This window comes from Parafrankia colletiae, assembly GCF_001854655.1.
GTDB classification, from domain to species: domain Bacteria; phylum Actinomycetota; class Actinomycetes; order Frankiales; family Frankiaceae; genus Parafrankia; species Parafrankia colletiae.
Genome location: NZ_MBLM01000152.1, coordinates 234,810 through 248,829, shown reverse-complemented (window position 1 = coordinate 248,829; position 14,020 = coordinate 234,810). Strand labels below are relative to the sequence as shown.

Annotated in this window: 10 protein-coding genes and 1 tRNA gene; 5 read left to right on the top strand and 6 right to left on the bottom strand. The window is 70.8% G+C overall.

The features are described from left to right. Positions 1 to 6: 6 nt before the first annotated feature. Entirely contained in the window at positions 7 to 1,497 is a 1,491-nt protein-coding gene (locus CC117_RS27890; protein ID WP_071089305.1) for a gamma-aminobutyraldehyde dehydrogenase, read from the bottom strand. Between the two features lie 398 nt (positions 1,498 to 1,895). Between CC117_RS27890 and CC117_RS27885 the strand changes: the two genes are divergently transcribed. Continuing rightward, positions 1,896 to 3,218: an NAD(P)/FAD-dependent oxidoreductase gene (locus CC117_RS27885; RefSeq protein WP_241830498.1), complete on the top strand. Its 1,323-nt coding sequence runs from the start codon at positions 1,896 to 1,898 to the stop codon at positions 3,216 to 3,218. A gap of 75 nt (positions 3,219 to 3,293) precedes the next feature. On the opposite strand, the gene CC117_RS27880 is transcribed toward CC117_RS27885, so the two are convergent. After that, the gene (locus CC117_RS27880) at positions 3,294 to 4,748 is read right to left on the bottom strand and encodes an aspartate aminotransferase family protein (protein WP_241830483.1); all 1,455 of its coding nucleotides are present in this window, start codon (positions 4,746 to 4,748) and stop codon (positions 3,294 to 3,296) included. Positions 4,749 to 4,938: 190 nt separating this feature from the next. On the opposite strand from CC117_RS27880, the gene CC117_RS27875 reads away from it, so the two are divergent. From CC117_RS27875 to CC117_RS27865, 3 genes are all read left to right on the top strand, one after another. Then, entirely contained in the window at positions 4,939 to 5,427 is a 489-nt protein-coding gene (locus CC117_RS27875) for an Lrp/AsnC family transcriptional regulator (protein ID WP_071089302.1), read from the top strand. 131 nt (positions 5,428 to 5,558) lie between these two features. Then, on the top strand, positions 5,559 to 5,825 hold the full coding sequence (locus tag CC117_RS27870; protein WP_071089299.1) for a DUF6907 domain-containing protein: 267 nt from the start codon (positions 5,559 to 5,561) through the stop codon (positions 5,823 to 5,825). A gap of 125 nt (positions 5,826 to 5,950) precedes the next feature. Continuing rightward, on the top strand, positions 5,951 to 7,921 hold the full coding sequence (locus CC117_RS27865) for an ABC transporter ATP-binding protein (protein ID WP_084132909.1): 1,971 nt from the start codon (positions 5,951 to 5,953) through the stop codon (positions 7,919 to 7,921). Here the strand turns inward: CC117_RS27865 and CC117_RS27860 are convergent. Both CC117_RS27860 and CC117_RS27855 read right to left on the bottom strand, forming a co-directional pair. Next, positions 7,900 to 7,976, bottom strand: a tRNA-Met gene (locus CC117_RS27860). The two genes, CC117_RS27865 and CC117_RS27860, sit on opposite strands and share 22 nt — an antisense overlap. A gap of 212 nt (positions 7,977 to 8,188) precedes the next feature. Then, positions 8,189 to 11,278, bottom strand: coding sequence for a UPF0182 family membrane protein (locus CC117_RS27855; protein WP_071089297.1), 3,090 nt, complete (start codon positions 11,276 to 11,278; stop codon positions 8,189 to 8,191). A gap of 88 nt (positions 11,279 to 11,366) precedes the next feature. Between CC117_RS27855 and CC117_RS27850 the strand changes: the two genes are divergently transcribed. After that, entirely contained in the window at positions 11,367 to 11,873 is a 507-nt protein-coding gene (locus CC117_RS27850) for a PPA1309 family protein (protein WP_071089294.1), read from the top strand. Between the two features lie 80 nt (positions 11,874 to 11,953). Here CC117_RS27850 and CC117_RS27845 read toward each other — a convergent pair whose 3' ends face one another. Continuing rightward, complete coding sequence (locus CC117_RS27845; RefSeq protein WP_071089291.1) at positions 11,954 to 13,006, bottom strand: YlbL family protein; 1,053 nt, start codon at positions 13,004 to 13,006, stop codon at positions 11,954 to 11,956. Between the two features lie 530 nt (positions 13,007 to 13,536). Next, on the bottom strand, positions 13,537 to 14,007 hold the full coding sequence (locus CC117_RS27835; protein WP_071089283.1) for a molybdenum cofactor biosynthesis protein MoaE: 471 nt from the start codon (positions 14,005 to 14,007) through the stop codon (positions 13,537 to 13,539). Positions 14,008 to 14,020: the final 13 nt, after the last annotated feature.

The window sequence follows — 14,020 nt, the reverse complement described above, 5'->3', positions numbered from 1 at the left end:
TGTCCGTCACCCCGCCACCGCCGCCCGGCCCTGGAATTCGACGTTGTGCATCACATGCTTGATGCGGGTGTACTCCTCCAGGCCGTAGACTGACAGGTCTTTTCCGTAACCGCTCTTTTTGAACCCGCCGTGCGGCATCTCGGCGACGATCGGAATATGCGTGTTCACCCACACGCACCCGAAGTCGAGCCGGTTGGCCACCCGCATCGCCCGGGAGTGGTCGCTCGTCCAGACACTGGACGCGAGCCCGTACTCGACGCCGTTCGCCCAGGCGACGGCCTCGTCCTCGGATGTGAACGCCTGGACCGTGACAACCGGGCCGAACACCTCCCGCTGCACCARCTCGTCCTGCTGTCGCAGCCCGGCGATCACCGTGGCCGGGTAGAAGTAGCCGGGGCCGCCCAGCGGCGCCCCGCCGGCGAGCAGGCTGGTGTGCTCCGGCCGGCGCTCGACGAAGCCGCTGACCCGCTCCAGCTGGGCGGCGCTGTTCAACGGCCCGAAATCCGCGTCGGCAGTGGCGCCTGGGCCGGCACCCGCACCGGCACCCGGTCGGGAGGGCGGACCGGTGACGGTGCCGCGCGCGGCTGCGGCGAGCGCGGCCGCCAGCTCGTCGGCGATGCCCGGACCGGCGAGCACCCGGGTGGCCGCGGTGCAGTCCTGACCGGCGTTGAAGTAGGCCGCGCCCGCGATCGCGGTCGCGACGGCGGCGGGGTCGACGTCGTCGAAGACGATGACGGGGGCCTTCCCGCCCAGTTCGAGCTGCACCCGCTTGAGCGTGTCCGCGGCCGCCCGGGCGACCTCCATGCCGGCCCGGACGCTGCCGGTGACGGAGACCATCGCCGGGCCGGGGTGGGCGACCATGTCCCGCCCGGTGTCCCGGCCCCCACAGACCACGTTGAGCACGCCCTGCGGCAGGAACTCACCGGCGATCTCCGCGAGCAGCAGGGAGCTGAGCGGCGTCGTCTCGGCCGGCTTGAGCACGACGGTGTTCCCGGCGGCGATCGCGGGCGCGATCTTCCAGACCGCCATCATCAACGGGTAGTTCCACGGGGTGACCTGGGCGCAGACGCCGACCGGCTCCCGCCGGACATAGCTGGTGTGGCCCGCGAGGTACTCCCCCGCCGAGCGCCCCTCCAGCAGCCGGGCCGCCCCGGCGAAGAACCGGATCTGGTCGACCGACGGCGCGATCTCCTCGTCCAGGGTGAGCTGGCGTGGCTTACCGGTGTTCGCGCACTCCACCGCGGCGATCTCCGCCGCGCGGCTCTCGATCGCGTCGGCCAGGCGCAGCAGCGCACGGGCGCGCTCGGCGGGCGTAGTGCGGCGCCACTCCTCGAAGGCCTCGCCGGCCACCCGGACCGCCGCGTCGACGTCCGCGGCCCCCGAGACGGGCGCGTGGGCGAGGAGCTCTCCGGTGGAGGGGTCCAGCACCGGCGCGACCTGTCCGTCCACGGCCGGTACCGACTTGCCACCGACGAGGTTGTACACCGTCCGCACCATGGGCCTTCTCCCTCCACCACGGACCCGCGTGCACCCCGGGTCCTGGGGCTCCTACCCACCGCAGTCGATGCTTCCACGGTCCGTCGCGTACCGGCAGCATGTCCGCCCGACTTCTGCCTGGCCGCACCCTCCGTGGAAGGGCAACCGCGGAGGGTGCGCCGCACTTCGGACCAGGCCCCGCCTTCCGGGCTCCGGGAGAGGCTCTGGACGAGGCTCCGGGGCGAGGTTCCAGGGCGAGGCCACGCAACGGGCCCCGGGGCGAGGTCTGCGGGCGAATGGTGCGACCCTGGGCGGTGTCTCGGCCCGCCGTCGTCCCGGGCGCGCCGATCAGAGCCTGGTGGCTGTCCGGGGCAGTGGGAGACGACGGCACCGTGAGCGACAGCGAGACACGCACGGACATGCTCGTCAGCCCTACCGGGTGGTCGCTGTGGTCCGATGCCCCGACCCGCCAGCCGCGCCCGCCCCGGTCGAGGGCCCGCGGCGCCCTCACCGCCGACGTGTGCGTGGTGGGCGCCGGCTACACCGGCCTGTGGACCGCCTACTACCTGGCCACCACCCATCCCGCGCTGCGGGTGGTCGTGGTGGAGAAGGAGACCGTCGGTTTCGGGGCCTCCGGCCGCAACGGCGGCTGGTGCTCGGCGCTGTTCCCCGCCACCGCCCTGGCCGGGCAGATGCGCCCCGCCCTCGCCGACACGGTCGAGGAGATCGGCGCTGTCACCCGGGAGGAGGGCATCGACTGCGACTTCACCCGGGCCGGCCTGCTCACCGTGGCGACCACCCCGGCGCAGGCCGCCCGGTTGCGCCGCGAGGCCGGCCCCGACTGGCTGGACGCAGCCGAGGCCGCCCGCTTCGTCCGCGTTGCCGGCGCCGAGGGCGGGGTTCTGGACCCCGACTGCGCCGCAGTGCATCCCGGCCGCCTCGTACGCGGGCTCGCCGACGCCGTCGAGCGCCGCGGGGTGACCCTGTTCGAACGCAGCCGGGCCCGCCGCATCGTGCCCGGGCGGGTGGTTCTCGACGACGGCGTCGTGCGGGCGGACGTCATCGTGCGGGCCACCGAGGCGTACACCGCCGCGCTGCCGGGTGCCCGCCGCGACGTCGCACCGGTGTACTCGCTGCTGGTCGCGACCGAGCCACTCCCACCGGCGGTGTGGGAGGAGATCGGCTGGGAGCACCGGGTGACCGTCGGCGACGCCCGGCACACCGTCATCCACGCCCAGCGGACCGCTGACGGCCGGATCGTGCTCGGCGGCCACGGCACGCCCTACCACTTCGGGTCGCGGGTCCGTCCCTCCTTCGATGTCGAGCCGGCCATCTTCGACCAGCTCCGCCGGACCCTCGCGACGCTGTTCCCCGCCGCCGCGCAGGCCCGGATCACCCACCGCTGGGGCGGGCCGCTCGCCGTGCCCCGGGACTGGACACCGGTCGTCCACCTAGACCGCGGGACCGGCCTGGCCCATGCCGGCGGCTACGTGGGTGACGGGGTGACGGCGAGCGCGCTCGCCGGCCGGACGCTGGCCGAGCTGATCACCGGGCGCAGCTCGGAACGCACCGGCCTGCCCTGGGTCGGGCGCGACCGGCGGCGCTGGGAACCCGAGCCGCTGCGGTGGCTCGGCGTCAACGGCGGCACGCTGCTGGCCGCGGCGGCCGACGCCCGCGAGAACCGCACCGGCCACCCGTCCCGGCTCGGCGCCGTCGTCACGGCTCTCACCAGCGGCCGCTGACAGCGTTCCACCGGCCACCGGGTCTGTCAGGCCGCCCGGTCCGTCAGCCGCCCGGTCCCTCGGCCGCGGGGCCTGTCAGCCGCGGGCCGCGAGGTCTCCCGCCATCGCGTCTAGGCTGTCCAGGTAGCGGTCGACGTCCGCGTCGGTGTGCTGGACGGACAGGGTCCACTCCTCCTCCCGGCCGGGCGCCATGAGCACCCCCCGGTTCGCGTTGTAGAGCCAGGCGAGCTCCGGCAGAGCCGCGTTCTGGTGGGCCATGAAGGAGGTGTAGTCCCGGATCGGCGCGTCGGTGAAGTGGACGCAGCCCTTGGAACTGATCCCCACCGCGTAGCCCGCCAGGCCGTGCCGAGCCAGGATCTCGTCGCAGCCCGCCAGCAGGCGGTCATTGAGCTGATCCAGGTGCGCATAGGCGTCGCCGGTGAGGACCTCCTGCAGGCTCGCCCGGGCCGCCGCCATCGCCAGCGGGTTGCCGTTGTACGTCCCGACCTGCTTCACCCTGTCCTCGGCCACCACCGCCATCAGCTCCTCGGTGGCCCCGATGGCGCCGGTCGGCAGCCCGCCGCCGAGCGCCTTGGCCAGGGTGACCATGTCCGGCGTCACCCCGAACCGCTCGACCGCGCCGCCCGCGGCGACGCACAGGCCGGTCTTGACCTCGTCGAAGATGAGCACGATGCCGTGCCGCCGGGTGATCTCGCGGACGGCCTCGAGGTAGCCGGGCTCGGGCAGCACCACGCCCAGGTTCATCATCGCCGCTTCCATGATCACACAGGCGGGCGGTTTCCCCTCGGCCTCCAACGCCTCGATCCGGCGTTCCATCGCCGCCGCGTCGTTGAACGGCACCGCCACGGTGAGCTCCACGACCGCCTCGGGGATTCCGGCGCCGTAGCTGAGGGAGTTCATCCGGTCCGCCGGGCCGATGTCGGCGTAGGGGGTGCCGATCGACACCATCACGTAGTCGTGGTGGCCGTGGTACGACCCGAAGATCTTGACGATGTGGTCACGGCCGGTCACCCCGCGGGCGATCCGGATCGCGTCCATGGTCGCCTCCGAGCCGGAGTTGACGAACCGCCACTGCGGCAGCCCGAACCGGCGGGCCAGCTCCTCGCTGACGACGACCGAGTCCTCGGTCGGCATCGCGAAGTGGGAGCCGAGAGCGATCCGCTCGGTGACCGCGCGCACGATCGCCGGATGGGCGTGGCCCTGCACCATCGAACCGAAGCCGTTGTGGAAGTCGGCGTACTCGTGGCCGTCGACGTCCCACACCCGCGAGCCCCGGCCATGGGTGAGATAGATCGGCCACGGATCACGCGCCTGGTAGGAGGACGGGACACCGCCCGTCATCGTCCGCGCGGCGCGGGCGTGCAGGGCGCGTGAACCCGGGGTGCGCTCCTGCAGGGCACGTTCCTCGCGCTCCCGCAGGCCCGCGGCGATGTCGTCAGGCCCACCCGGAGGTGGGGCCGCCGGACGGTCCGTCCGGGGGGTCGCCCGAGGGGTTGTCTGAGGGGTCGTGGACGTCGCGTTCGGCACCATCACCGCACCCTTCCCTGCTCTCGACTACCGAAAGCGTAGCCCCGGAGCACATTTTGCGATGGAATCGATAGAAAGCAAGCGTCACAAAGACCGCGTCCAGATCAGGCCCCGCCCGGCCATACGATGACGCGCAGCGAGTACCCGCCCCACGATCGGCGTCCATCGGACGAAGCATCCAGGAGGATGTCGCGTGCAGTCACGCAGGTCGTCCGGTCAGCGCCAGGCGCCTGAGCCGCTGCTGGACGACATCAACAAGGCGATCATCAAGCAGCTCCAGCAGGACGGGCGCCGTTCCTACGCGGCGATGGCGACGGCCGTCGGGCTGTCCGAGGCGGCGGTCCGTCAGCGGGTCCAGCGCCTGCTCGACGCCGGCATCATGCAGATCGTCGCCGTCACCGACCCGCTGCGGGTCGGCTTCCGGCGCGAGGCGATGGTCGGCGTGCGGGTCTCCGGCGACACCCGGGAGGTTGCCGAGGAGCTTGCCCGGCTGCCCGAGGTCGACTACGTCGTGCTCACCGCGGGGGCGTTCGACATTCTGATCGAACTGGTCGCCGAGGACGACGAGCACCTGCTCTCGCTGATCAACGACCAGATCCGCGCGCTGCCCCAGGTCAGGGAGACGGAGACCTTCGTCTATCTGCGGCTGGTCAAGCAGACCTACGCCTGGGGCGCACGATGACCGGACGTGTCGGGCTCGCGACCCGAACTATCACCAGGCAAGCACGGAGACACCGAGCAACCATGAAGAGCCAACAGGAGTCCAACGTGTCGCGAAGACTGGTTGGTTCCGGCTCGAGCGATGAGGAGACCATGGCGCTCGTCCACCATGACCCGCGGGACGGCATCCTGATCACGAAGATCGGGCAGGCGGAGATCACCGTCCGGCCTGAACCGCCTGCCAGCACCGGCGCCGCGCCTGTTGTCCTGCTGCGCGTCGACGCCCCGATGCTCGAAAGCCTGGCTGCCGCCTACCTCGACCCCGACGAGGCCCGGTCGCTGGCTCGCGCGCTGCTGCAGGCGGCCGACCAGCTGCGCCCGGCAAGCCCCTGGCGGACACCCGAGCGCCCGACCGGCTGACCGGCTGACCGGCTGACCGGCCACGCGGCCGGGCGGCCGCCCGGTCGGTTCAGGGTGGGGGTCGGGTGCTGCCGTTACGGTGAAATTCACGTGCAGTCAGCGGATATCCGCGCCACGCTGCCGGAATGGCAGAGTCGTCCGCGCGCCTGGCCGGTCCCGCCAGCTCCGCGCTCAACTCCGGCGACGAGGAGGAGCAGGCCGCGGCCCCGAGCGACCGCCGCAACGCCGGCCTGCACTCGTTCCTCGCCCACATCTGGACGTTCCGATGGCGCGCGGTGGCCGTTCTGGGCGTTTTCGCCATCGCCAACCTGTTGCTCGCGGTCGTGCCGATCTTCGCCGGCCGGCTCGTAGCGGCGCTGGCTGCCACACCGGTCGACCGGGACGCGGCCCTGTTCGGTGCCGGAGTGCTCATCGGATTCGGCGTTCTGCACGACATCTTCTGGCGCAGCGCCGAGCTGCTGTGGGTACGCCTGATCCTCGACCGTGGGTACGAGTACGAGGACCTCGTGTTCACCAAGGTGATCACCCAGCCGTACCCCTATTTCGTCGGCACCTTCACCGGAAAGATCAGCAGTTACGCGGGAACTCTCGGCCGGGAGTACCGGATGTTCCTCAACTCGGTGTACTGGGAGTACTGCGGGCAGGTCGTGCGGCTCCCGACACTCGCGGCGATCATGTTCACGGTCAACGTACCGACCGGCTTCGCCTTCGCCGGCGGCCTGGCGCTGATGCTTCTGCTGGGCCGGCTGACAGTGCAACGGGTGGCGGCCCGGGAGCGGGCCGCTGCCGACGTCGCCTCCGACGTCGAGGGCCACACGATCGATGTGATCGCGAACTTCGTCGCGGTGAAGTCGTTCACGCGGGAGGCGGCCGAGTCAGCCGGGCTCCGGGCCAGGCGGCGCGGCCTGGCCCGGGTGGCCGCCTCGTCCTACCGGTGGAACTTCCTCTATTTCGGGGCGATGAGCGTTGTCGTCCGCTACGTCCTGTGGCCGACGACAATTCTTTTCAATCTGCATCTCTATCTGAACGGAAATCTCACGCTCGCGCAGTTCGCCACGTTCCTCACCGCCCTGATGGCCTTCTCGGAGTACATCTGGGGCACCGTCTGGTTCGTTTCCCAGCTGAACCTGCAGCTGGCCCGGGTCGAGGAGGCCTACCGCTACCTTTTCGGCGCCCGCGACATCATCGACGAGCACCGCCGGGCCGCACCGCGGGAGGAGACCCGCCGCCCGCCCGTCTACACCCGCTCGCTGCGGATCGACAACCTGCGCTTCGCCTACCCGGACGACCCGGCCCGGCCGGTCCTCGACACCGTCAGCCTGGACGTCGCCCGCAACGAGAAGATCGGGATCGTCGGCCGGAGCGGCAGCGGAAAGTCGACGCTGCTCAAACTGCTGCTGGGCTACTACCCCCTGCCCCCCGGCACGCTGCGCGCCGACGGCGCCCCCATCGACGACCGGCAGCTCGCCCGGCTGATCTCCTACGTCCCGCAGGACATCACGCTCTTCCACCGCTCGATCCGGGACAACATCGTCTACGGCACCGCCGCGACGGCGACGTCCGAGGAGGTCGAGGACGCCGCGCGCCGGGCCCACGCCCACGAGTTCATCACCAGCACCAGGGACGGGTACGACACGCTGGTGGGCGAGCGGGGCATCCGGCTGTCCACCGGGCAGCGCCAGCGCATCGCGCTGGCGCGCGCGTTCCTCAGCCCGGCCCCGATCCTGGTGCTGGACGAGGCGACCAGCGCCCTCGACAGCGAGAGTGAGCGGCTCGTCCAGGACGCGCTGGAGGATCTGTGGGCCGGCCGGACGGTGATCGCCATCGCGCACCGTCTGTCGACACTGCTGACGATGGACCGGATCGTGGTGCTGGAGGGCGGGCGGATCGCCGAGCAGGGCTCACATGAGGAGCTGCTCACCCAGAGCGGGCTCTACCACCATCTGTGGAACCGGCAGAGCGGTGGCCTGATCGGCGGCCGGGATCTGACCGCGGGCCCGGTCGTGCCCAGCCCGCTACAAACGCCGAAAAAGAATATCCCCCAGAAGCCTGAGCTTCTGGGGGATATCCCATTTGGTAGCGGGGGCAGGATTTGAACCTGCGACCTCTGGGTTATGAGCCCAGCGAGCTACCGAGCTGCTCCACCCCGCGTCGGTGTGTGTCTTTACTATACAGGGACGCTTGGCCCAGGTGTCAAATGAGCGGGCCTACCAATTTCCCGGCCTCCCCTCCCCCGGCCCGACGCTCCGTACTCCGCCGGTCCAGGGCCCGGGTCCGGCGACCGGCCGGCGGCGTGGCTCCAGCCACGCCGCCGGCCGGTCGATCCGGTCCGATCCGGTCCAATCCGGTCCAGTCCCGTGGGCTCAGCCGGGGCTGCCGGTCGGCGCCGCCACCGGGCGGATCGCCGCCGGCACCGCGCCGACCGCCTGCTCGACGACACCACCCGTTCCACGCACCGGCTCCGCCGGGTCCCTCGGGGCCCCCGGGCTCGCCGGAGCCGCCGAGACCGTGGGCGCCGGCGCCGCGGTGGGCTGCGCCGCACCAGGTGAGGCCGGGGGCGCTGTCGTGGGCGGAGCCGCCGTGGGCGCAAGAGCGCGGAGCCGACCGAGCGCGTCCTGCAGGTCCTTCTGGGCCGTGCCGTAGGCGCCGAAGTCCGGCGGGGTCTTCGCCAGGGCCTCCTCGCCGGCCCGGTAGGCGGCGTCGGCGTCGGCGATGGCACCCGCCAGGTCGCCGCTCGGTGGCGAGGACGGGGCGGGCGGGCCCGATCCGGATTCGCCATCCTCCTCGCCCTCGTCACCGGCGGGCGGCGCCGCCGAGGTCCCGACTCCTGCCGCCGACGCGCCTGCCCCGGGCCCGAAGACGTCGTCCAGCGCGTCAGCCAACGAGGAACCGAAGCCGATCTTGTCGCCGAAGGCGGCGGCCACGCCCTGGAGGGTCGGGTACCCCGTCGACCCGCGGGCCTGCACGTAGTAGGGCTCCACGTACAGCAGGCCGCCGGCCACGGGCAGCGTCAGCAGGTTGCCCTCGATCGTCTGCGAGCCCGCACCGCGCCAGAGGTTCAGCTGGCGCGCCACCTCACCGTTGGATTCGATGGCCCCCTGCACCTGCACCGGCCCGTTGATCGTGTCGCCCGGGGGCAGCTGGAGCAGTGTGAACCTGCCGTAGTTGTCCGGATCCATGGACACCGCCATGTAGGCGGCGAGCTTGGACGACCGGGCCGAGATCAGCGGYGAGGTCAGGTTGTAGGACGGAGCGTCCCGCCCGGGCAGCTGGCTGTACACGTAGAACGGCGGCTGCGGCTCGCCGGTGTCGTCCGGGGACTGCGAGACGTTCCAGAAGTCCTCCTGGGAGTAGAAGTCCCGGGCGCTGTCCACGTGGTACTGGCCGATCAGGTCCCGCTGGACCTTGAACAGGTCCTCCGGGTAGCGCAGGTGCTCCATGAGGGAGGGCTTGATGTCCTTCTTCGGCTTGACGGTGTCCGGGAACGCCTTCATCCAGGTCCGCAGCACCGGGTCCTGCTCGTCCCAGGCGTAGAGGGTCACCGTGCCGTTGTAGGCGTCCACCGTCGCCTTCACCGAGTTCCGGATGTAGTTGACCTGGTTCGGCGGCTGCTGGGTGCGGTTGCGGCTCTGGGTTGTCACCGCATCCGCCGTGACGTCCCCGAACGTCCGCCGTGCCGAGTAGGGGTACCCGTCCGACGTCGTGTAGCCGTCGAGGATCCAGGTGACCCGCCCGTCGACCACCGCCGGGTACGGGTCGCCGTCGAGGGTGAGCCAGGGCGCCACCTTGCTGACCCGGTCGCGCGGGTTGCGTTCGTAGAGGATGCGCGAGTCGCCGGTGATGTCCTTGGAGAGCAGGATGTTCGCCTCGCCGAAGCGGAGCGCGAACAGCCCCCGCCGGAAGCTGGAGCCGATCGAGACGCCGCCGTCGCCGTCGTAACTCGTCGTGAGCTGGGTGTCGTTGGGCCCCGGGCCGTCGATCTCCGCCTGGTGGGTGCCGACGATCGAGTACTCGGGCGACATCTCGCCGAAGTACACCCGGCTCTCGGTGACGTCCAGGTCACCCGTCTCCGGCAGGTTGCGCTCGGTGAAGGCCGGCCGGCCCTCGTCGGCGGTGTTGGACGGCGCCGCGACGAAGCCCCGGCCGTGGGTGTAGGTCAGGTGCTCGTTGATCCAGTTCCGCTGGTCCTCACCGAGCCCGGCCTGGTTGAGCTCACGGACCGACACGACGTAATCCCGAGTCGTGTCCTTTCCGTTGGCCGTCGTGGTGTAGCGGTCGACGTCCAAAGTCTGCGGGAAGCCGTAGTAGCCGCGGATCTGCTGGAGCTGCTGGAACGTGCCCGACATCTTGCTCGGGTCGAGCAGCCGGATGTTCGGCACGGTCCCCTTGTCCGCCGCGATCTCTGCCGCGGCGGGGATCGTCCCCACCGGGTAGGGGACCGGTTCGACGTCCTGAATGCCGTAGGCCGATCTGGTCGCCGCGATGTTGCGGGTGATGTAGGCCTCCTCACGAGAGGCCTCGTTCGGCTTCACCTGGAACTGCTGGACGATCGCCGGGTAGATCCCGCCGATGACGACCGAGGAGAGCACGAGGATTCCGGCACCGAGCAGTGGCAGCGTCCAGCCCCGCTGGAAGATGTTGTAGATGAACAGCACCGCGCAGGCCAGCGAGATGAACAGCAGGATCAGCTTCGCCGGCAGCACGGCGTGGACGTCGGTGTAGGACGCCCCGGTCGACACCCCGCGGGAGGAGAACACCAACCCGAACCGGTCCAGGTAGTAGGCCCAGGCCTTCAGCAGCGCGACCAGCCCGAGCAGCACCGAGACGTGTGCCTTCGCCGCCGGYGCGACCCGCTCCCCCGCCGACTGCAGCCGGATGCCCCCGAACAGGTAGTGCGTGAGCACCGCGACCAGCAGGGAAAGCAGCACCGCGGTCAGCAGGAAGGCGAGCAGGAAACGCTGGAACGGGTAGCTGAAGGTGTAGTAGCTGAGGTCGCGGCCGAACTGGGCGTCGACCTCACCGAAACTCTCGCTGTTGATCCACAGCAGCCACGTGCGCCACCGCCCGGACGCRGACAGCCCGGCGACGAGGCCGAACAGTGCCGAGACCGCCAGCAGAACCGGCAGCATGAACGGCTCGATCGCCACCCGGTAGCGCTCGAGGTTCTGCTGCTCGGTCGACAGCGGACGGATCGGGGGACGCAGTCTGTAGGCGAGTACTATGTTCGTTCCCACGGCAATTGCCATCACGGCACCGAAGAGAACGAACAGCAGTATTCGCGTGAACACCACGGTTCTGAAGACGTTGCTGAAGTCCACCGAGCGGTAGAACAGAAGATCCGTGTAGAGACGGGTGTAGACGCCGACTCCCACGAGGATCAGGACCAGGACGCCCACCACCGGCACGAGCAGGCGTGTCCGTGTCAGCAGCGGTCTGCGACTGGTTCCTGCCACTAGCTCCTCCGTCCGTTCCTGACGCGGCTGCCCGCCTTCAGGGCAACCTACGCCAGCCCTGTTCGGCTAGATCCGAGAGGATGGGTCGGTGACCACTCCGAGCATCACCGAGTTGACCTCCGTCGTCCTGGAGGTCGAACGACACGTCGCCGAGCTGGGGTGGGACCAGCCCAGTCAGGTGTACGCGCTGGCAGACACCTCCGAGCTGCTCATGCGCGAACCTGGCCTGGCCCCTCATATCGGCGACGCCCCACCAGGTTCCCTAACGCCGGTGGAGCAGGAACCGCTCCCGGCCGGGCGGCTCGACGAAGTCCTGGCTGGCATCGGCTGGCCCCCCGAGGTCCTCGGCTGCGTCCTTGTCACCGAACTCGTCGTCCTGCCGCCAAGCGCCGAGGCGGAGGTCCCCTACGACGAGCGCGACATCGAGCACTGGGCCGCCAACCATCCCGAGCGGCAGGACGTCCGGCTCGCGGTCGGGGTCACCCGGGCCGGCATGCACGCCTCCTGCCTGCGGGTGCGTGGTGACGACGAGCTGGTCATCGACCCTGACCTCGCCGACAACCTGGTTGACGGGCTGCTGGAGACCTTCCGGTGAACCCCCGGGCCGGGACCGGGTGCCTGCTCTGCGCGGCCTAGTGCCGTGACCGGCCGGGGCGAACCCTGCCGGTCACGGCACTAGCTCACGTCGGCGGAGCAGGTGGGCACCGAGGTCGAGGCGGGATCCCTGCGCAGGGTCTCCAGCGCCTCGAGAGCACCTGACAGGCCTGTCACCTCGACGAGCCGCAGGTCGGTCTTCATCCGGACGGCATCGACGCAGTTCCCCTCGGGCACCAGGAACACCGAGGCACCCGCCTGCTCGGCCCCGAGGATCTTCTGTTGGATCCCACCGATGGGCCCGACCTCACCGGCGCTGTCGATGGTCCCGGTACCGGCGATCGTCCTCCCGCCGGTGAGCTCACCCGGGGTGAGCAGGTCGACAATGCCCAGCGCGAACATCAGGCCCGCGCTCGGGCCGCCGATGTCGGAGATCCGGATCCGGACGGTGAACGGGTAGGACCGCTTCTCGGTGGTGGTGACACCGATCATGGGACGCCTGTCGTCGTCCGGGGCGGGCCTCGTCGTGATCCTCGCGGTGGCGGTCCGGCTGTCACGGCGGTAGGTGACCTCGACGACATCGCCGGGCTTCGCCGCGCCGATCCGCTCCCGCAGCCCGGCCTGATCGGTGATCTTCGCCCCGCCGACGGCGGTGATGACGTCACCGGACCGCAGCTGCCCGGCGGCCGGCGAACCGGCCGGCACCTCGTGCACGACGACCTCCGTGCCCGTCGGTTCGATGCCGAGCTCGCTGAGCGCGGCGRCCGTCGCCTGGTCCTGAGAATCGATCATGGCCTGGGTGTTCTCCTGCCGGATCTCCTCCTGACTGGATCCCGGCGGGCGCACCAGCTCGCTCGGGACGACGGCCCGGTCGGAGGACACCCAGTCCCCGAGCGCGCCGAGCAGGTTCAGCCGCGGCGTCTCCTCCACGGTCGTCAGATCGAGGCTGCCCGAGGTCGGGTAGGTCTGCCGGCCGTCGATCTCGATCAGCGGCGCCCCGTCGACCTTGCCGAGCGTGTCGGTGACCGGGCCCGGGGCGAACGTCACATAGGGCACCGGTAGCCACAGGCCGACGACGGCGAGGATCAGCGTCAGCACCGACGCAACGAGAAGTGTCTGCGCGCGGCGGCCCATGCCCGCAGTCTACGTAGATCGCCGCCGGGCGCTCGGCGAGCGCGTTCCAACGCCCGGGAGCCCCGCCCCGGGGCGCGGCTCCGACAACGGGCCTCCTCATGCGGGTGGGGCGGTGGGCCGCCTCATCGCGGCGCCACCGCCCCACCGGGCGTGACTGGTGTGACCGGTGTCAGTGGTCTCCGGCAGCGTCGCCTTCGGCCGAGGCCGCGGCGACGGCCTCGGCCGCCCGGGCATCCCCTGGACGTGCGGCCGGAACCGGGACGAGGGCGGGCAGGGTCGTCACTGACGGTGAAATCGGGGGGGTGGAAACTTCGTGGCCGGCTGAGATGGGGCGGGCGAGGGCAGCCATACTGCGGCGGTAACCCTCGACAGTGATCATGGCTTCGGAGGTGCGGTCAGGGCGACTGCGCAGAGTGAACCAGGCCAGGGCCAGGAGCATCGCGACAGGTGGGATCAGCAGGAACCACATGGCGGCCTCGACGTCGAGACGGGGRAAGGAAGATGACCTACATCTATCCTAGGTGCCCCACTCAGCAGGCGCCTACCCATTCCGACGAGCCATCTGCGAATGCCTGACGCTTCCAGATCGGCACCTGTTCCTTCACGTCGTCTATGAGACGCCGGCAGGCGTTCAGGGCCTCCGCCCGGTGCGCGGCACCTGCGGCCACGATGACGGCGATGTCACCAATCRCCAGGCGCCCGGTGCGGTGCACCACCGCGATCGCGCGAACGCCCAGCTCAGCGGCCACATCCTCGGCGACCCGGGCAAGCTCGCGCGCCGCGTGGGGATGYGCGCTGTACTCCAGGTCGTCGACCGACCGCCCGTGGTCATGGTCCCGAACCGTGCCGATGAACAGCCCGATTCCCCCCACCTCCGGCAACCGGACAGCAGCCAGACATTCATCCACGGACAGCGCGCTTTCCCGCATCTGCGCGAGAACCACGACACCGGGTGACACGCCGTCGACAACAGACGCTCGATCCGAGAAGGTCACATCCACCCCCCGACGGTAA